14 protein-coding genes are annotated in these 18,296 nt (G+C 62.8%); 13 read left to right on the top strand and 1 reads right to left on the bottom strand.

The genetic code is table 11. The features are described 5' to 3' along the window. Positions 1-100 precede the first annotated feature (100 nt). From CHU95_RS11010 to CHU95_RS10950, 13 genes are all read left to right on the top strand, one after another. A complete protein-coding gene (locus tag CHU95_RS11010; RefSeq protein ID WP_094456391.1) occupies positions 101-2,239 on the top strand; it encodes an alpha-galactosidase in 2,139 nt (712 codons plus the stop codon). Positions 2,240-2,602: 363 nt separating this feature from the next. After that, positions 2,603-3,811, top strand: a complete 1,209-nt coding sequence (locus CHU95_RS11005) for an acetyltransferase domain-containing protein (RefSeq protein ID WP_094456390.1) — start codon at positions 2,603-2,605, stop codon at positions 3,809-3,811. 294 nt (positions 3,812-4,105) lie between these two features. Beyond that, positions 4,106-6,247 (top strand): TonB-dependent siderophore receptor, encoded by a 2,142-nt coding sequence (locus CHU95_RS11000; RefSeq protein ID WP_094456389.1) that lies wholly within the window; start codon positions 4,106-4,108, stop codon positions 6,245-6,247. A gap of 89 nt (positions 6,248-6,336) precedes the next feature. Further along, entirely contained in the window at positions 6,337-7,263 is a 927-nt protein-coding gene (locus CHU95_RS10995; RefSeq protein WP_094456388.1) for a 2-hydroxyacid dehydrogenase, read from the top strand. A 174-nt stretch (positions 7,264-7,437) separates the two neighbouring features. Next, on the top strand, positions 7,438-8,106 hold the full coding sequence (locus CHU95_RS10990) for a haloacid dehalogenase type II (protein WP_094456387.1): 669 nt from the start codon (positions 7,438-7,440) through the stop codon (positions 8,104-8,106). 35 nt (positions 8,107-8,141) lie between these two features. Then, positions 8,142-9,428, top strand: coding sequence for an NAD(P)/FAD-dependent oxidoreductase (locus CHU95_RS10985; RefSeq protein WP_094456386.1), 1,287 nt, complete (start codon positions 8,142-8,144; stop codon positions 9,426-9,428). Between the two features lie 8 nt (positions 9,429-9,436). Then, positions 9,437-10,963, top strand: coding sequence for an ABC transporter substrate-binding protein (locus CHU95_RS10980; protein ID WP_094456385.1), 1,527 nt, complete (start codon positions 9,437-9,439; stop codon positions 10,961-10,963). A 4-nt stretch (positions 10,964-10,967) separates the two neighbouring features. Next, the gene (locus tag CHU95_RS10975; protein ID WP_245838146.1) at positions 10,968-11,948 is read left to right on the top strand and encodes an ABC transporter permease; all 981 of its coding nucleotides are present in this window, start codon (positions 10,968-10,970) and stop codon (positions 11,946-11,948) included. Then, complete coding sequence (locus CHU95_RS10970) at positions 11,945-12,784, top strand: ABC transporter permease (RefSeq protein WP_245838145.1); 840 nt, start codon at positions 11,945-11,947, stop codon at positions 12,782-12,784. The genes CHU95_RS10975 and CHU95_RS10970 overlap by 4 nt, the downstream gene beginning before the upstream one ends. Before the next feature lie 2 nt (positions 12,785-12,786). Then, complete coding sequence (locus CHU95_RS10965) at positions 12,787-14,550, top strand: ABC transporter ATP-binding protein (protein WP_207762448.1); 1,764 nt, start codon at positions 12,787-12,789, stop codon at positions 14,548-14,550. Continuing rightward, positions 14,547-14,858, top strand: a complete 312-nt coding sequence (locus CHU95_RS10960) for a (2Fe-2S)-binding protein (protein ID WP_245838144.1) — start codon at positions 14,547-14,549, stop codon at positions 14,856-14,858. Before CHU95_RS10965 ends, CHU95_RS10960 begins: the two co-directional genes overlap by 4 nt. After that, a complete protein-coding gene (locus CHU95_RS10955; protein WP_094456381.1) occupies positions 14,840-16,216 on the top strand; it encodes an FAD/NAD(P)-dependent oxidoreductase in 1,377 nt (458 codons plus the stop codon). The genes CHU95_RS10960 and CHU95_RS10955 overlap by 19 nt, the downstream gene beginning before the upstream one ends. Beyond that, on the top strand, positions 16,213-17,364 hold the full coding sequence (locus CHU95_RS10950) for an NAD(P)/FAD-dependent oxidoreductase (RefSeq protein WP_207762446.1): 1,152 nt from the start codon (positions 16,213-16,215) through the stop codon (positions 17,362-17,364). Before CHU95_RS10955 ends, CHU95_RS10950 begins: the two co-directional genes overlap by 4 nt. Positions 17,365-17,376: 12 nt before the next feature. On the opposite strand, the gene CHU95_RS10945 is transcribed toward CHU95_RS10950, so the two are convergent. Beyond that, positions 17,377-18,270, bottom strand: coding sequence for a hydroxymethylglutaryl-CoA lyase (locus tag CHU95_RS10945; protein ID WP_094456485.1), 894 nt, complete (start codon positions 18,268-18,270; stop codon positions 17,377-17,379). Positions 18,271-18,296 lie beyond the last annotated feature (26 nt).

Raw genomic sequence — 18,296 nt, 5'->3', positions numbered from 1 at the left:
GCCCGTACCACATGATGGGCCGGGTCTCTTGTGCAAATAATATTTATACTATAAAATGGGCGCGTCAACGGAGAACAAAAACCCCTGAAAGGTTCCGCGCATGTTGCCGACTGGTCCCTCTGATTTTGTACGCCTGGATGGCGGTGCCGTCTCGCTTGTCCTGGATGTCCGGGGGCCATCGCCGGTAACGCTTTATTGGGGGACGGGGCTGGATGCGGGGGCCGATGGCTCCATGCTGGATCTGCTGGCCGCGCGCGAAGATGCGCCCTGTTCACCCCTGGTGGCAGCACCGCTGGCCCTGACCCCCCTGGCCGGACAGGCGTTTCCAGGCCGTCCCGGCCTTTTGACCCATGGTGAGGGGCGGCGATGGGCCACGTATACACGTATCGTCGATGTGCGTCGTCCGGATCCGGGTGCTGTGGAGATTGACAGTGTGGATGAGGCCAATGGTGTGGCGTTGACCCATCATCTGCGCCTTGACCGCCACGGCATGCTGGTCGGCTGGACCCAGGTCCGCAATGATGGACCGGGCCTGCTGGATCTGGAATGGCTGTCGGCCCCCGTTCTGGCGCTGCCACCGCACCTGGTGGAATGGGTGACGTTTGAGGGACGTTGGGCCGGGGAATACCGGATGCAGACCCAGCCCCGTGTGATGGGCGCCGTGGTGAAGGAAAACCGCCGTGGTCGCACCTCCCATGATGCGTTTCCTGGTATCCTGGCGCAGGCGGCCGGTGCAGGGGATCAGGCGGGCGAGGTCTATGGCCTGCATTTGGGATGGAGCGGCAATCATCGCCTCTATGCCGATACATTATCGGATGGCCGCGCCTATGTTCAGATGGGCGAATTGTTCATGCCCGGTGAGATGCGTCTGGCGCCGGGCCAGATCTATCGCACGCCCGTCCTCTATGCTGCCTGCTCGCTGATGGGACGCAATGGCATTTCCGCCTGTTTCCATGCCCATGTCCGTAACCGGCCCGACCATGCCCGTGTGCGGGCCAAGCCCCGGCCGGTGCATTACAACACCTGGGAAGCTGTCTATTTCGACCATGATCCCGCCCTTTTGCTGAAACTGGTTGATGCCGCGGCCGATATCGGTGTGGAGCGGTTTGTCCTGGATGATGGCTGGTTCCGGGGTCGGCGCAGTGACCGCGCGGGCCTGGGCGACTGGTTCGTGGATGAAGGTATTTATCCTGATGGCCTACATCCCATTGTGGCGCGGGTGCGCGAACGCGGGATGGAATTCGGGCTGTGGGTCGAACCGGAAATGGTCAACCCTGACAGCGACCTTTACCGCGCCCATCCCGACTGGGTGTTGGGAACGCCGCCGGCACCGCAGCTTGTGTTCCGTAACCAGCTTGTCCTGGATGCCAGCCGCGTGGATGTGCAGGATTATCTGTTCGCGCGACTGGATGCGCTGCTGCGGGACTACCCCATCTCTTATCTGAAATGGGACATGAACCGTGATATCAGCCATCCGGGCGGCGTGGACGGCGTTGCGGCGGCCCATGCGCATGTCGAGGGGCTTTACGCCCTGCTGCGCCGCGTGCGCGATGCCTATCCAGATGTGGAGATCGAAAGCTGTTCTGCGGGCGGGGGACGCGCTGATCTGGGTATCTTGTCGCTGACCGACCGGGTCTGGGCATCGGACAGCAATGACGCATTGGACCGGCTGACCATTCAGCGCGGCCTGTCCACATTCCTGCCGCCGGAACTGATTGGTTCACATGTCGGCCCCACCGATTGCCATATTACCGGCCGCCGCGTTGCCATGGCCACCCGCGTGGCCACGGCGATGTTCTTCCATTTGGGGCTGGAGGTGAACCTGCTGGGATTAAGCGACGCGGAACGGATGGAGCTTGCCGCCGGTATCAGCCTGCATAAGCACTATCGCCCGCTGTTGCATGATGGCCGCCTGATCCGTCTGGACCGCCCGGCCAATGAGGAAGCCTTTGGCATTCTGGCGGCGGACGGCGCACAGGCACTCTATAGCTTTACGTTGCTCAGCGAGCCGTCGGGGTACTTTGCCGGCCGGCTTCGCCTGGCCGGTCTTGACCCAGCGGCCCGCTACCATGTTCGCCTGCTCTGGCCCGACGCGGCCCAGAAATCCCCTCTGTTCAACAGCTTACGTGACGGTGTCCTGTTTACGGGCTCCACCCTGACTGAGGCCGGTCTGCAACTTCCCCGCCTGCACCCGCAATCGGCATTGATCCTGGGGGTAGTGCGGGTGCCGGCGGGTTGAGGAGCAGGCGCCGATGCGAGGAACCTGATTAAAACAGAGAGTTACAGGTTAAAATGGAAACGATCATTATGGGATCTATTTATTGGTCGCTTTTTGCGCGATAACTAACATTATGGTAAATAATAACATCGGTGCCGCTGTGATCGACCGGTGACGGTGCGCCATTTGCGGGCGATGCGTCAGGGTCTGGACCCCGGCTCGGGCGGTCAGGCTTGTTGGGGCCAGCGCGCTGCTGCCGGCACTGGCCATTTCAGCAGCATTAACCGCCACCCCCGTTTTTTCCGCATAACCGTAGCGCCTGCGACGATAATCTGATCAAAGACGCCATGGAAAGGCGCAGTGTTGCAAACGGGGGTTCAGGGCATGTCCAGTATCACGGGGTTGGAAAGCCGGACAGAAAATCTCGCAACCGGCGGCCAGACGCTCGCGACCGCCAAGGCCCATGCGCGGCTGGTGGCCATTGATGCGCTGCGCGGATTGGTTATGGTTTTTATGTTGGTGGACCATATCAGGGAAACCTGGTTCCTCCATCTCCAGGTCACTGACCCGGTGAATGCCGCAGCCACCGATCCAGCCCTGTTCTTCACGCGGCTGCTGTCCACCTTCTGCGCGCCGACCTTTGTGGCGCTGACCGGCCTGTCAGCATGGCTCTATGGTCAGTCGCACAGCAAGGCCGAGACCTCGATGTTCCTGCTGAAGCGCGGACTTTTCCTGATCTTCCTGGAATTGACCTTTGTTGGCTTTGCCTGGTCAGCACAGTTTCCGCCCACGACCTTCTGGCTGCAGGTGATCTGGGCGATCGGCGTTTCGATGATCGTGCTGGCTGGACTGTTGCACCTGCCCCGCCCGGCGCAGGCAGTATTGGGGCTGGTCATTGTCCTGGGCCATAATCTGCTGGACCCGATCCGGCTGGCCCCTGGCGAGCCTTTTTTTGAGGTCTGGGCCGTGATCCATCAGCGGTCGGTGATCGAACTGGGTGGTGGCATGATCGCCAAAACCACCTATCCTATCCTGCCCTGGATCGGCGTCATCCTGTTGGGTTATGTCTGCGGCCCCTGGTTCGCGAAGGGTACCGATGCCCTGGTTCGCCGTCGCCGTCTGATCCTGACCGGCAGCATCATGCTGATAGGGTTTGTCGTGATCCGAGCGCTGAATATGTATGGCGACAAGCCCTGGGTGCCGGGCGTCGACACGCTGCACACAATCATGGCGTTCCTGGCGCTGACCAAATATCCGCCATCATTGCTGTTCCTGCTGCCAACTGTTGGTGTCGGGGTGCTGCTGTTGGCGCTGTTTGAAAAACACCAGGACAGTCGGATCATGCCCTATCTGTCCATGTTCGGCGGCGCGCCCATGTTCTTTTATCTGCTGCATCTTTATGTGCTGAAGGCGCTGTATCTGATCGCCGTCGCTCTCTATGGGCTGAACAAGGGCCAGGTTTTTGGCGTGGATAATGTTTCCACCGTCTGGCTCTGGGTCGCCATCCTGCTGGTGCCGCTCTACCTGCCCACCCGCTGGTTTGCAGAGCTGAAGCAGCGTCGCCGGGACATCTGGTGGCTGAAATACCTGTGACGGGGACCCAGAAGCAATAGGGATTGCCCGCTTCAGGGACAGTGCCTATCGCCCCGGCATATTCCGCGCATTTGAGCTGCACAACAATAGAACACACCGTCGCAACCACCCGCTTCGAGCAAAATGATCTGCCGATGGGCATAGGCTGATCAGGTAAAGGGTCAAGGTCGCGGGTATAAAAAAACCTTGCCTTAGAGGAACGTTATAACATAACAGGCGGCATCAGATAACGGCCGTTCAGGGCCAGCGCCGCAAAGAGTGAACAGCGGAGCAGCTTCACAAAGGGGATCAACGATGTATGTGACTTACCGGTTCCGCCTGGCGCTTGCCGCCACCGCTGCCAGTGTGGCCATTGCCCCCCTGGCGCTCGCCCAGCCTGCCGATGGTCCCATGGAAGAGATCATTGTGGTTGGTCAACGACAGGCCTATCGCGGCGATGTCGCTATCAAGGATACACCGCAAGCTATCCAGGTGTTGGATGGTGAACTGTTGCAGGATCTGGGCATCACCAAGCTGGAGGGCGCGCTGGAACTGGCGTCCGGCATCGCCAAGCAGAATAATTTCGGTGGCCTCTGGGACAGCTTCGCTGTCCGTGGTTTTGCCGGTGATGAGAATTTCCCCAGCGGTTTCCTGGTGAATGGCTTTAATGGTGGCCGTGGTTATGGCGGCCCGCGCGACGCCTCGAATGTGGAGCGGATCGAGGTGCTGAAGGGCCCCAATTCCGCCCTGTTCGGTCGTGGCGAGCCTGGTGGCACGGTGAACATCATCACCAAGAAGCCGGAGTTCGATACAAAAGGCAGCGTTGGCGCCGCCGTCGGCAGCTACAACACCTATCGCGTGGAAGGTGATATCACCGGTCCCCTTACGGAAAGCATCGCCGTCCGTTTGAATGCGGCTTATGAGGATGCAGGATCGTTCCGGGACACGATCGACAGCAAGAAGCTTGTCGCCTCCCCCTCCATCCTGATGCGCATCAACGACGATTCCAGCCTGTCCTATGAGATGGAATACGTTGATCAGGAAGTGCCGTTCGACCGTGGTATCGTCGCGGTGAATGGTAAACTGGGCGCGGTTGATCGTTCCACTTTCCTGGGCGAACCCGGTGATGGCCCGACGAAGGTGGATGTGCTGGGCCATCAGCTGCAGTTCCAGCATGATTTCAACGACGACTGGACCGTGCTGTTGGGCGGCAGCCAGAAGAAGACTTCGTTCGAGGGTTTCTCCAGCGATGCCGAGCTTGCCAGTGGTCGCCAGCCCCTGTTTACCAACGGCCAGTTCGTCTCGCGTCAGCGCCGCTATCGGGACTATGACACCGACCATACTGTGTTGCGCGGTGAAATCAGCGGTGCGGCCGAGGTGGCAGGCATGAAGCACAACATCATCATCGGTGCCGACTGGGACAGCTTCACCATCGACCTGCTGCAGCGTCGTTTCCGTCCCCCTGCCTATACGGCGGGTGCCGCCATCACGGCCAACAACAATGCCATCAATATCTTCAACCCGGTCTATGGCAACACCCCGACACCGACCGCAACCTTCACCAACTCGCATGAGGAGCAGAAGGCATTCGGTGTGTATTTCCAGGATCAGATCGACCTGACCGAACAGTTGAAGCTGCGCTTTGGTGGTCGCTATGACCATTTCAAGCGCGACTTTAATAACCGGTTGCTGTCAAACAGTGTCAACAACCCGGCCCTGCGGACCTATAAGGAATTCAGCCCGCAGGCGGGCATGGTCTATAATGTTAACGACCAGATCTCGCTTTATGGTGGTTACGGCGACGGATTCCGCCCCAATAGCGGTTCCGGCGTGGGCAACAGCCTGTTTGAACCGGAAAAGTCCAAATCCTATGAGGTGGGGGCGAAGTACGAGGATGGCACGGTGACCAGCACCGTCTCGCTGTTCACCATGACCAAGACCAATGTACTGACGGCTGATCCCGTCAATGTCGGCTTCTCCATGGCCGTTGGTAAGGCGCGGTCCAAGGGTATTGAGTTTGACGTCAATGCCAAACTTCCGGGCGCGATGCGCCTGTTCGCCACCTATGCCTACACCGATGCAGAAGTGGCACAGGACTTCCTGGACCCGAATTTCAGCCTGCCGATCAAGGAAGGCGACCCGCTGATCAATGTGCCCAAGCACACGGCCAATCTGCTGCTGTTCAAGGATTTTCAGGTTGGCGATGGGACTGCCAGCGTCGGCGGCGGCATCAACCATGTCTCCAAGCGTCTGGGCGAGACGGGTGTGAATTTCTTCCTGCCCAGCTACACACTGGTGAAGCTCCAGGCCTCGTACGAGCCCACAGAACAGGTGAAGCTGTCGGTCGATGTGAACAATCTGTTCGACAAGACCTACTATGCGTCGTCTTACGCCCGCCTGTGGGTGGCACCGGGCACGCCGCGTACAATTACTGGACGGGTGTCATATAATTTCTGATCCCCGCCCCTTACCTTTACACTCACGTCCCCCGCCCATCGGTTCCCCCGGGGCGGGGGTTTTTCTTTGTCCGGACAGGGGCAATCATCATGGCTTTCCTGTACAAATCATCGGCGGCACGCGGGCAGATATGGTCTGAGGCCTTTACCCGGCTGGCACCCGATATGCCATTTCGGACCTGGCCTGATATCGGTGACCCCGCCGACATCCGCTATCTGGCGGCCTGGACCGTGACCCGCGAGTTGCTGCACGGATTGCCGAACCTGGAGGTGCTGTTCTCCGTGGGGGCCGGGGTCGATCAGTTGGACCTGTCGCAAGTGCCGGATCGGCTGAGGGTGGTGCGTATGATGGAACCGGGCCTGACCGATGGCATGGTGCAATATGCAACTTTTGCCACCCTGGCCCTGCACCGCGAAATGCTGCATTACCGGACAGCGCAGACCGGCCATCGCTGGGCGCCACGTCCGCTGCTGCCGGCCAGACAGCGGCGGGTTGGTGTCATGGGATTGGGCCAACTGGGCACGGCGGTGCTGGCGGCGCTGCGTCCCTTTGGTTTCCCGTTGCGCGGGTGGAGCCGCTCGGGCGGCGATGTCGAAGGGGTGGAAATCTTCGCCGGCAGCGATGCCCTGGCCAGCTTTCTGTCGGGCTGTGATATCCTGATCTGCCTGCTGCCATTGACTGACGAAACGCGCGGCATTTTGTGCCGCAAAAGCTTCGATCTGCTGCCCCGCGGTGCCGCCATCATCAATGTCGGGCGCGGCGGGCATCTGGTGGAACAGGATCTACTGGACGCATTGGAAAGCGGCCATCTGTCGGGTGCTGTCATCGATGTGTTAAATATCGAGCCGGCAGCGGCGGACCATCCTTTCTGGTCACATCCCTTCATCCTGTTGACCCCACATGTAGCCAGTCAGACGCAGGATGAGTCGTCGGTCAATGTGCTGATCGCGAATATCCGCCGCCATCAGGCCGGGCAACCTATCCAAGGTGAAGTTGACCGGGCGCGTGGCTATTGAGCCGTTATCGGTTCAGCAGAACATGCTGCACCGGTGGTCGGCAAATCCGCATTCCCTGCCGTCCCCTCCCCGCTTTCGGACGGAAGTTCCGGTTTCGTCATGGCCTAATATCGCTTGTGGGGGGGACGCCAGCGCCCCTCCCGATCTTCACCGCAGCAATGGAAAGACGACGCCATGGCCCCCTTCCGGCCCAAATACATTTCCTTCGACTGCTATGGCACGCTGACCCGGTTCCGCATGTCGGACATGGCGCGCGAGATGTTCACGGACCGTGTCGCGCCGGAACAGATGGACAGGTTCTGCAAGGATTTTGCGGCCTATCGCCTGGACGAGGTGCTGGGCGCCTGGAAGCCCTATGATCAGGTCATCCACAATGCGGTGGAGCGCACCTGTCAGAAGTGGAAGGTCGAATTCCGGCCCGAGGAGGCGCGCCGTATCTATGACGCGGTTCCGACGTGGGGTCCACATCCGGATGTGCCGGCCGGCTTGTCCAAGGTGGCCAAGGAAATCCCGCTGGTCATCCTGTCCAACGCCATGAATGAGCAGATCCACCATAATGTTGCCCTGCTGGGCGCGCCGTTCCACCGTGTCTATACGGCACAGCAGGCCCAGGCCTATAAGCCGCGTTTCCAGGCTTTTGAATATATGTTCGACCAGTTGGGCTGCGGCCCGGAAGACATGATGCATGTCTCTTCCAGCTTCCGCTATGACCAGAATACCGCCACCGACCTGGGCTTTGGCGCCCGTGTGTTCGTGGCGCGCGGTCATGAGCCGACCAACCCCAACTACCGCGACTATGAGATCCCGCATATCGGTATCCTGCCGGCATTGCTGGGGTTGTGATCCCGTTTCCCTTCCGCTCCCGTCGGTGATCGTCCATGACCGCTTCCCAAACCCTTTCCTACTGGCTGGACACCGCACCGCGTTTTACCGGTGCGGCGGCGGGGCCCGTTGAGGGGCGGGTCGATGTGGCGGTCATCGGCGGCGGCTTCACCGGCCTGTCGGCGGCGCTGGCCTTGGCCAAGCGCGGCGCCAGCGTTACGGTGCTGGAAGCGGGCCGGGTGGCGGGTGAGGCGTCGGGTCGCAATGGTGGTCAATGCAACAGCGGTACTGCCCATGACTTCGCCGCCCTGGCCGCGCGGTTTGGGGTGGAAACGGCGCGCAGATTCTACCAGGCGCATGTCGATGCCGTGGACGATGTCGAGCGGCTGACGCGAGAGGAAGGCATCGACTGTGCCTTCCGCCGCTGCGGTCGGCTGAAGCTGGCGGCCAAGCCGGAACATTACGACAAGCTGGCCCGCGCGGCGGAGGCCCTGACCGGTATCGATCCCCATATACACCTTTTGTCGAGAACGGATCTGGCGACCGAAATCAGGTCCGACGCCTTTCATGGCGGTCTGTTGCAGACAACCAGTGCGCAACTGCATGTGGGCAAGTTTGGGGTCGGTCTGGCCGAGGCAGCCGTGCGCAAAGGGGCCATCATCCATGAAGGTGCGCCAGTCTATGGGCTGAACCGCCACGCCGATGGTGGTTGGGAACTTCGGACACCGAAGGGAAATATCCGGGCGGGACAGGTGCTGGTGGCCACCGGCGGGGCCAGCCCCGTCGGTCCCTTCGGCTGGTTCCGGCGGCGCATCGTGTCGGTCGGGTCCTTTGTGATTGCCACAGAACCTTTGACCGACGCCGCCGTCGCCGATCTGTTTCCCGGCAGGCGCAACTATGTCACCAGCAAGAATATCGGGAACTATTTCCGACTGTCGCCCGACAATCGTTTGATCTTTGGTGGACGTGCCCGGTTTGCCGTGTCCGATCCGCTGTCGGACGCCAAGAGTGGGCGCATTCTGGACAGCACATTGCGGGCGATGTTCCCCGCCCTGAAGGATGTGCGGGTGGATTATTGCTGGGGCGGCATGGTCGATCTGACCGCCGACCGCCTGCCGCGTGCCGGGGAGCATGACGGCATGTTCTATGCCATGGGCTATAGCGGCCATGGCACGCAGATGGCGGTCTATATGGGCGAGCGCATGGCCCGGGTGATGGGCGGCGACCGGTCGGCCAACCCCTGGGCCGACCTGTCCTGGCCGCCTGTGCCGGGCCATCTGGGCAAGCCCTGGTTCCTGCCGCTGGTCGGGCTTTATTACCGCATTCAGGACATCCTGCATTGAGGGGCCCCATGCGCCTTTCCCGACGCCAAATGCTGGGCACGGGCCTTGCGGCCGGCATGACGGGGCTGCTGATGCCCCGGTTGGCCCACGCCCAACCCAAGCGCGGCGGCCATATCACGGCTGCCAGCCTGTCCAGTTCCACCGCCGATACACTGGACCCCGCCAAGGGGGCGCTATCAACCGATTATTGCCGTCACGCCATGTTCTATAACGGGCTGACCGACTATGACGAGAATGGCCAGCCTTACCTGTGCCTGGCAGAGAGCCTGGACAGTGACGACCAGATCACCTGGCGGGTCGTCCTGCGGAGGGGTGTAAAGTTCCATGATGGCAGCACACTGACCGCCGACGATGTGGTTTTTTCCCTGCTGCGCCTGCAGGACCCGGCGTCGGGATCGAAGGTCAGGCCCATCGCGTCGCAGATGGCCAGCGTCCGCGCCGTGTCGCCGCGTGATGTCGAGATCGTGCTGACCGGTGCCAATGTCGATCTGCCGTCGATCCTAGCACAGTCACATTTCTATATCATCAAGGCCGGGACCAGAGAGTTCAGCAAGGCCAACGGCACGGGCCCTTTCCGATGCCAGACCTTCCAGGCCGGCGTGCGCACCCTGGGGGTGCGCAATGAGGATTATTTCCGCGAAGGCCGTCCCTATCTGGACAGCCTGGAACTGATCGGCATTCCGGACGAAGTGGCGCGGGTCAATGCCCTGCTGTCGGGCGATGTGCATATGGTCATCGCGGTCAATCCACGTTCTACCCGCCGCATCCGGGAAAGCGGCACCCATGATCTGCTGATTACACCGTCCGGCCTTTACACCAACCTGATCATGCGTCGTGACAGCAAACCCACGGGCAACCCCGACTTTGTGCTGGGCATGAAGCATCTGTTTGACCGGGATCTGATCAAACGCGCCCTGTTCCGCGATTTCGCCACCATTGGCAATGACCATCCCATCCCGCCCTTCGATCCGTTCTACCGCGCCGACCTGCCGCAACGGACCTTGGATCTGGATAAGGCGCGCTACCATTTTGCCCGTGCCGATCTGCCTTCCACCCCGCTGCCGCTATATTGTTCCCCCGCCGCTGAGGGGTCGGTCGATATGGCATCGGTGCTTCAGGAATATGGTGCGAAAGTCGGGCTGAAACTGGCGGTCAACCGCATGCCGGCCGATGGATATTGGTCGACGCACTGGATGAAGCATCCGTTGGGTTTCGGCAACACCAACCCGCGGCCGACCGCCGATCTGGTCTTCAGCCTGTTCTACAAATCCACCGCCGCCTGGAATGAAAGCGGCTGGCAGAATGAACGGTTCGACCGGCTGCTGCTGGACGCCCGCGCCCAGGGTGACTTTGCGCTGCGCAAGGAAATCTATGGCGAGATGCAGGAAATCGTGGCAGCCGAATGCGGCACCGCCATTCCGGTCTTCATCACCCTGATCGACGGCTTTGATAAGCGGGTCAAAGGCCTGCGCCCCATCCGGCTGGGCGGGTTCATGGGGTACAAATTTCCTGAACATGTCTGGTGGGAGGGCTGAACCTGTGGCCGGACCCGCGACCCGTGGCCTGCTGGCCACCGCCCTGCCCTTGATCGTCAAACGCATTGCGTCGGGCCTGCTGACCCTGCTGCTTGTCTCCTTGGTGGTGTTTTTTATCGCCCAACTTCTGCCCGGCGACATGGCGCAGGAACTGTTGGGGCAGGCGGCCACCGCCGATGCGGTCGCAGCCTTGCGGGAGAAATTCGGTCTGGACCAGCCGGCACCTGAACGTTATGTGCGCTGGCTGCTGGGCATGCTGACCGGCGATCCGGGATATTCGATGGTGGCGAATATGCCGGTGGCCGATGTTATTGCGGCCCGCCTGCCCAATTCGCTGCTGCTGGCGGCCCTCGCGGCCCTGGTGTCGGTGCCGGTGGCGCTGACCATCGGCATTCTGTCGGCCATGCACCGCGATACCCGCCTGGACCGGGGCCTGAATGTGGCGACCCTGTCCATGGTGGCGCTGCCGGAATTCCTGGTGGCGACTTTGGCGGTTCTGATCTTCTCCGTTCAACTGCGTTGGCTGCCGTCGATTGCCCTGGTCCCCGCTGATGCCAGCCCGTGGCTGATCTTGCGCGCGCTGGCCATGCCGGTGCTGTCGCTGGCGGTAATCGTGATTGCCCAGATGGCCCGGATGACCCGTGCGGCCATCATCCAGCAGCTTAACCAGGCATACGTGGAGATGGCGCTGCTGAAGGGGATCAAGCCGGCGCGGGTGGTGCTGACCCATGTCCTGCCCAACGCCATCGGCCCCATCGTCAATGCCATGGTGCTGTCCCTATCCTATCTGCTGGGTGGGGCCGTCATTGTGGAAACGATCTTCAATTATCCGGGTCTGGCCAGCCTGATGGTTAATGCCGTTACCAGCCGCGACATGCCGTTGCTTCAGGCCTGCGCCATGATCTTCTGCACGGCCTATCTGCTGCTGGCGCTGATCGCGGATACCGCCGCCATCCTGGCCAACCCGAGGCTGCGCAACCGATGATGAACGCGACACGAACCTGGGTAAAAGCCCTGCCCTTCAGTGGCCGCGTGGGCCTGTCGCTGGTGTTGCTCTGGCTGTTCCTGGCGGTTTTCGGACCGTTGCTGGCACCCTATGACCCCGGCGCCTTTGTGGCCCATGACGTCTTCGCCGGCTTCACGGCCGCCCATCCGCTGGGCAGCGATTATCTGGGCCGCGATGTGCTGAGCCGGCTCTTGTCCGGCGCCCGCTACTCTGTCGGGCTGGCCCTGGCTGCCGCCTTGGTGGCCAGCACAACCGGCACGGCACTGGCCCTGATCACGGCGGTCAGCCCGCGCTGGGTGGATGAAGGGATCAGCCGCTTTGTCGATACGCTGATCTCCATCCCGTCCAAGATCCTGTCGCTGGTGCTGGTGGCGGTGGTCGGATCGTCGCTGCCGCTTTTGCTGCTGGTGGCGTCCATCACCTATTTCCCGGGTGCCTTCCGCATCGCCCGGTCGCTGGCCGTCAATCTGGCACAGATGGATTATGTGCAGGTGGCGCGCTGCCGGGGCGAAGGGGCGGTCTATATCGCGCTGCGCGAAATCCTGCCCAATATGATCCACCCGATGCTGGCCGATTTCGGTCTGCGCTTCGTGTTCATCGTGCTGCTGCTGTCGGGTCTGTCTTTCCTGGGTCTGGGTGTGCAGCCGCCGGATGCCGATCTGGGGTCGCTGGTGCGGGAGAATATCTCCGGCCTGGGCGAGGCCGCACCCGCCATTCTGGTGCCGGCCATCGCGATTGCCACCCTGACGGTGGGCGTCAACCTGCTGATCGACTCACTGCCCGGCCGGGGTCGCCGTATGGCGGGGAAGGAATGAGCATGAACAGCCATGTCGAGGTCCGGGGCCTGAATGTGGTTGCTGGCGGCACCAGTATCGTGGCGGATGTGGGCTTTTCCATTCCGCGCGGCGGCGTGTTGGCCCTGATTGGGGAAAGCGGATCGGGCAAGACCACCATCGCCATGGCCCTGATGGGCTATGCCCGCCTGGGTTGCCGCATCGCGGGTGGCACGGTGCGGGTCGGCGATAAAGACGTGCTGTCGCTGGATGAGGATGGGTTGGCGGCCTTGCGCGGGGACCGCGTGTCCTATATCGCGCAATCGGCCGCGGCCTCCTTCAACCCGTCCAGGCGCATCATGGATCAGGTGGTGGAACCCGCCGTGAACCATGGCCGCATGGATCGCAAGGCGGCGGAGGCAAAGGCGGTTGCCCTGTTTCGATCCCTGGCCCTGCCCGACCCGGACAGCATTGGTGAGCGGTATCCGCACCAGCTTTCGGGCGGGCAGTTGCAGCGCCTGATGGCGGCCATGGCCCTGATCACGGGGCCGGAACTGGTGATCCTGGATGAACCCACCACCGCCCTGGACGTGACCACCCAGATTGAGGTGCTGCGCGCCTTTAAGCAGGCGGTGCGCGAGCAAGGCGCCACAGCCGTCTATGTCTCTCACGATCTGGCTGTGGTGGCCCAGATGGCCGACGCCATCGTGGTGCTGAACAAAGGCCGCGTCCGGGAAAACGGGGCGGCAGTGCAGGTGCTCCAGCAGCCGCAGGACGAGTATACCCGCACCCTGATGGCGGCGGCGCGGCCAGAGCGGGTAGCGGTGGAGGGACCGGGAGCCGTGAGGGCCCCGCTGCTGGAGATCAAGGGATTGAACGCCGGCTATGGCGCCACCCCCATCCTGCGCGACATCAACCTGACCATCGCGCGCGGCGCCACGTTGGGCGTGATTGGCGAAAGCGGGTCGGGCAAATCGACGCTCGCCCGCGTGATTGCCGGCATGCTGCCGCCTTCCTCCGGATCGGTGAGTTTCGACGGGGTTCGCCTGCCGCCCGCCCTGTCGATGCGCAATAAGGAACAGTGCCGGCGCATCCAGCTTGTGTTTCAGAATGCCGATACGGCGTTGAACCCCGCCCATTCGGTGGGGGACATCATCGGGCGGCCCCTGGCCTTCTACCATGGGCTGAAAGGTGCGGCGGCGGTCCGGCGTGTGGCGGAACTGCTGGACCTGATCAAGCTGCCGGCGAGCCTTGCAGGCCGTGCCTGCGGCGGCCTGTCGGGCGGGCAGAAGCAACGCATCAACCTGGCCCGCGCGCTGGCGGCCAAACCCGACCTGATCATGTGTGATGAGGTAACCTCGGCCCTGGATACGGTGGTGGGTGCCGCCATTCTGGACCTGCTGGCCGAATTGAAGCGGGAATTGGGTCTGGCCTATCTGTTCATCAGCCACGACATCGCCACCGTCCGGGCCATTGCCGACGATATCATGGTGCTCTATGCGGGCACGCAGGTGGAGACGGGCCGGCGGCAGGGATATGACGCGGTGGCCCGCCACCCCTATACCGATCTGCTGATCGGGTCGGTGCCGGAATTGCGTCCGGGCTGGCTGGAGGAACAGGGCGCACGGCCCGTCCCGCCCGCCATTAGACAGCCCAAGGACGGGGCGGACCTGTGCCGGTTCCTGCCGCGCTGTTCGTGGCGTGTGAGCGGCACCTGTGACCAATTCACCCCGCCGCGGCGCCCGACGCCGGGCGGCAATACCATCTTGTGCCATCGGCCAGAGGGCGCATCGGAGGGAGCATCGTGAGCCAGGCAAGGTTCGTACGGCTGGCCGAAAAGGACCGGCCCGCCATCCATCTCACCATCGACGGTATCCGGGTGCGGGCGATGCAAGGCGACACGCTGATGATCGCCATGCTGACAACGGGCGGCACCCTGCGCCAATCGGAATTTACCGATGGCAAAAGGGCGGGCTTCTGCCTGATGGGGGCCTGCCAGGATTGCTGGGTCTGGACCGAGAGCGGCCACCGCCTGCGCGCCTGTTCCACCCTTGCCGAGGATGGCATGTCCGTCACCACCAGCCAGCCGGGGGCATCATGGGCCAACCACGGGTGATTATTGTCGGTGCCGGACCGGCCGGTGTGCGGGCAGCGGAGACCATTGTCGCGGCCGGCCTGACCCCCATTGTCATTGATGAGGGACAACGCGCGGGCGGCCAGATCTACCGCCGCCAGCCTGAGAATTTCCGCCGCCCCTACAAGGACCTGTATGGTACGGATTCCGACCGCGCGAAGGCGGTGCATGACGGGTTCGACGCCCTGCGCGACCATATTGACTACCGCGCCGAAACGCTGGTCTGGAACATTGCGGACGGCCATGTCTGGACCGCCAGCGGCACCGCTCAGGACGCCCTGGCCTATGACGCCCTGATCCTGTGCACCGGGGCCACCGACCGGTTGATGCCCATGGCCGGCTGGGACCTGCCCGGCACCTACAGTATGGGTGGCGCGCAGGTGGCGTTGAAGGCGCAGGCCGTGTCCATCGGGTCGCAGGTGGTGTTTCTGGGCACCGGCCCCCTGCTCTATCTGGTGGCCTCTCAGTATATCAAGGCGGGCGCCAAGGTGGCGGCGGTCCTGGACACGTCCCGCTTTACCGCCCGCATCACCGCCCTGCCCGACCTTCTTTCCCTGCCGTCGGTCCTGTGGAATGGCATCATGCTGACCCGCGCCATCAAGGCGGTGGGTGTACCGCTGCTGACCGGTGTCACGCCCGTGGCGATCAGCGGCGATGCCCAGACGGGGGTGACGGGCGTCACGGTGCGCTTAAGTGATGGCAGCGATCGGCATTTCGCGGCGGACGCGGTGGCCATGGGGTACCATCTGCGCCCAGAAACACAATTGGCCGATCTGGCCCGTTGCAGCTTCGCGTTCGATGAACTGACCCGCCAATATCTGCCCGTCCGCGACCCGGATGGCCGGGCGGAGGCGCCCACGCCGCTTTATCTGGCGGGCGACGGTGCCCGTGTGCTGGGTGCCCGCTCGGCGGAGGCATCGGGGAGGCTGGCGGCGCTGGCCGCACTGTCAGACCTGGGAATGCCCGTGGACCAGGGGGCCATGATCATGCTGCGACGGGAGGTCGGGCGCTATGGCCGCTTCGCGCGGGGTCTGGCCAAGGCCTTCCCCTGGCCGCACCAGCAGGCGGCTGCCCTAGCCGACGATACCATTCTCTGCCGCTGCGAATGTGTGACGGTGGGGGATGTGCGCCGGACCATGGATGTGACGGGGGCGGCGGAAGCCAACCGGGCGAAAGCCTTCAGCCGGGTCGGCATGGGCCGCTGCCAGGGCCGTTATTGCGGGCATGCGGCGGCGGAAGTGATCGCCGCGCATGGTGATTTCCCGGTCGCCGATGCCGGGCGTCTGCGTGGTCAGGCCCCGGTGAAACCCCTGCCCATCGCCATTGGGGAGGCAGAATGATGGCCAATCCCGTGACGCATAGTGACGTCCTGATCATCGGCGGCGGGCTGATGGGATCGTCTGCCGCCTTCTTCCTGCGCCAGACCCATGGGCTTTCCGTCACCCTGATCGAAAGCGATCTGGTGGGGCGGCAGGCCAGTGGCACCAATTTCGGCAATGTCCGCCGCCAGGGCCGGCCCATCCACCAACTGCACCTGGCCAACCGCTCCCTGGAAATCTGGCGCAAGGCCAATGAGCTGCTGGGAGCGGATGTCGAGTATCTCCAGTCCGGGCATATCCGCGTCTGCTACCGCGAGCGGCCAGAGAATATCGCCAAGATGGAGGAGTACGCGGCAGATGCCCGGCAGAATGGTTTGGATCTGGAAATCCTGACCGGCAATGCGCTGCGCGACCGGTTCCCGTTTTTCGGCACCGATGTGCTGGCCGGGTCCTATTCCGCCCTGGACGGCCATGCCAATCCGCGTCTGGCGGCCCCTGCCTTTGCGCGGGCGGCCCAGAAGCTGGGCGCCCAGGTGTTTGAGAATACCCGCATTGGCCATGTCACCAAGGTTGGTACCGATTTTATCGCCACGGCCAAGGATGGGCGCGTGTTCAAGGCGCCGGTGCTGCTGATCACCGCTGGCGCTTGGGCCGGCGAACTGTCGGCGCAGTTCGGGGAGCCGGTGAAGCTGACGGCGCGCAGCCCCACCATGTCGGTCACCGAACCCGTCCCCTATGCCATTGCGCCGGCGGTGGGTGTGATGACACCGCTGGAAGTGGAAACCGTCTATTTCCGGCAGGTGGCACGCGGCAATATCGTGTTGGGCGGGTCCTGCCGTGGTCCGGCGGTGGCGGAGAGCTATCGGTCCTTTGTGAAGCCGCAGAACACCCTGACCCAGTTGCAGCAGTTGCGCCGCCTGGCCCCCGCCCTGGCGCGGTTGAACATCATCCGGGTCTGGACCGGCATCGAAGGTTATATGGATGACAGTTTGCCGGTCATGGGACCCAGCGCCACCACCAGCGGGTTATTCTATGCCTTCGGCTTCTCCGGTTCCGGCTTTCAGATCGGGCCAGGTGTGGGGCAGACCATGGCCGAACTGATCGCCACGGGCGCCACAGGCATCGACCTGTCGCCCTATCGGGTGGAGCGGGTAAAGGCCGCAGGCTGAGGACAGGTGCCCTTAGCCCTGTGCAGCCTGCGCCCGGCCGACCTTGCTGCCATTGGGGCGGCCCAGTTCCTGGCTGATCCAGTTACCGATGGCGGCCAGGGCATCCAGGTCCACACCGGTCGACAGGCCCATGCCGTTCAGCATGTAGAGCACATCCTCTGTCGCGACATTGCCCGACGCCCCCTTGGCATAGGGACAACCACCCAAGCCGGCCACGGCGCCGTCAAATACCCGCGCCCCCAATTCCAGGCAGGCCAGGATATTGGCCAGGGCCTGGCCATAAGTATCGTGGAAATGCAGCGCGATGCGGCCCATCGGCACATCTTCGGCCACCCGTTTCAGCATAGACCGGGCCGCACGCGGATTGCCGACGCCGATCGTGTCGCCCAGGCTGACCTCGTAACAGCCCATCGCCATCAAGCGGGAGGCCACATCGGCAACGCGGCCTGGATCGACCGCCCCTTCATAGGGGCAGCCCAGCACGCAGGAAACATAACCACGGACTTTGACCCCGGCCAGCTTGGCCCGGTCAATCACGGGACGGAAGCGGTCCAGACTTTCAGCGATGGAACAGTTGATATTCTTCTGACTAAAGGCCTCTGACGCCGCGCCAAACACAGCGACTTCGGTTGCGCCCACGGCCAGCGCCGCTTCCAATCCCTTTTCATTGGGAACCAGAACCGGATAGGTGACGCCGGGACGGCGGGCGATGGCCTGCATCAGATCGGCGCTGTCGGCCATCTGTGGCACCCATTTCGGGCTGACAAACGCCCCGGCCTCCACGACCGGCAGGCCGGTGGCGGACAGGCGGTTCACCAATTCCACCTTGGTGGCCAGTGGCACCAAGCTCTTTTCATTCTGCAGCCCGTCGCGCGGGCCCACTTCGACAAGGCGGATGTCGTGCATGGTCAGGTCCGGTCTGGGGTAACGAA

This window comes from Niveispirillum lacus, from assembly GCF_002251795.1.
GTDB lineage: Bacteria > Pseudomonadota > Alphaproteobacteria > Azospirillales > Azospirillaceae > Niveispirillum > Niveispirillum lacus.
Note: the sequence above shows the minus strand (reverse complement) of the source record. Positions and strands in the feature narration are given on the sequence as shown.

Excerpts from the sequence above, each read along its gene's own strand:
- CHU95_RS11000 (WP_094456389.1), top strand. The coding sequence starts at position 4,106 with ATGTATGTGACTTACCGGTTCCGCCTGGCGCTTGCCGCCACCGCTGCC.
- CHU95_RS10995 (WP_094456388.1), top strand. The coding sequence starts at position 6,337 with ATGGCTTTCCTGTACAAATCATCGGCGGCACGCGGGCAGATATGGTCT.
- CHU95_RS10970 (WP_245838145.1), top strand. The coding sequence starts at position 11,945 with ATGATGAACGCGACACGAACCTGGGTAAAAGCCCTGCCCTTCAGTGGC.
- CHU95_RS10955 (WP_094456381.1), top strand. The coding sequence starts at position 14,840 with ATGGGCCAACCACGGGTGATTATTGTCGGTGCCGGACCGGCCGGTGTG.
- CHU95_RS11010 (WP_094456391.1), top strand. The coding sequence starts at position 101 with ATGTTGCCGACTGGTCCCTCTGATTTTGTACGCCTGGATGGCGGTGCC.
- CHU95_RS10990 (WP_094456387.1), top strand. The coding sequence starts at position 7,438 with ATGGCCCCCTTCCGGCCCAAATACATTTCCTTCGACTGCTATGGCACG.
- CHU95_RS10965 (WP_207762448.1), top strand. The coding sequence starts at position 12,787 with ATGAACAGCCATGTCGAGGTCCGGGGCCTGAATGTGGTTGCTGGCGGC.
- CHU95_RS10945 (WP_094456485.1), bottom strand. The coding sequence starts at position 18,270 with ATGCACGACATCCGCCTTGTCGAAGTGGGCCCGCGCGACGGGCTGCAG.
- CHU95_RS10985 (WP_094456386.1), top strand. The coding sequence starts at position 8,142 with ATGACCGCTTCCCAAACCCTTTCCTACTGGCTGGACACCGCACCGCGT.
- CHU95_RS10980 (WP_094456385.1), top strand. The coding sequence starts at position 9,437 with ATGCGCCTTTCCCGACGCCAAATGCTGGGCACGGGCCTTGCGGCCGGC.
- CHU95_RS10950 (WP_207762446.1), top strand. The coding sequence starts at position 16,213 with ATGATGGCCAATCCCGTGACGCATAGTGACGTCCTGATCATCGGCGGC.
- CHU95_RS11005 (WP_094456390.1), top strand. The coding sequence starts at position 2,603 with ATGTCCAGTATCACGGGGTTGGAAAGCCGGACAGAAAATCTCGCAACC.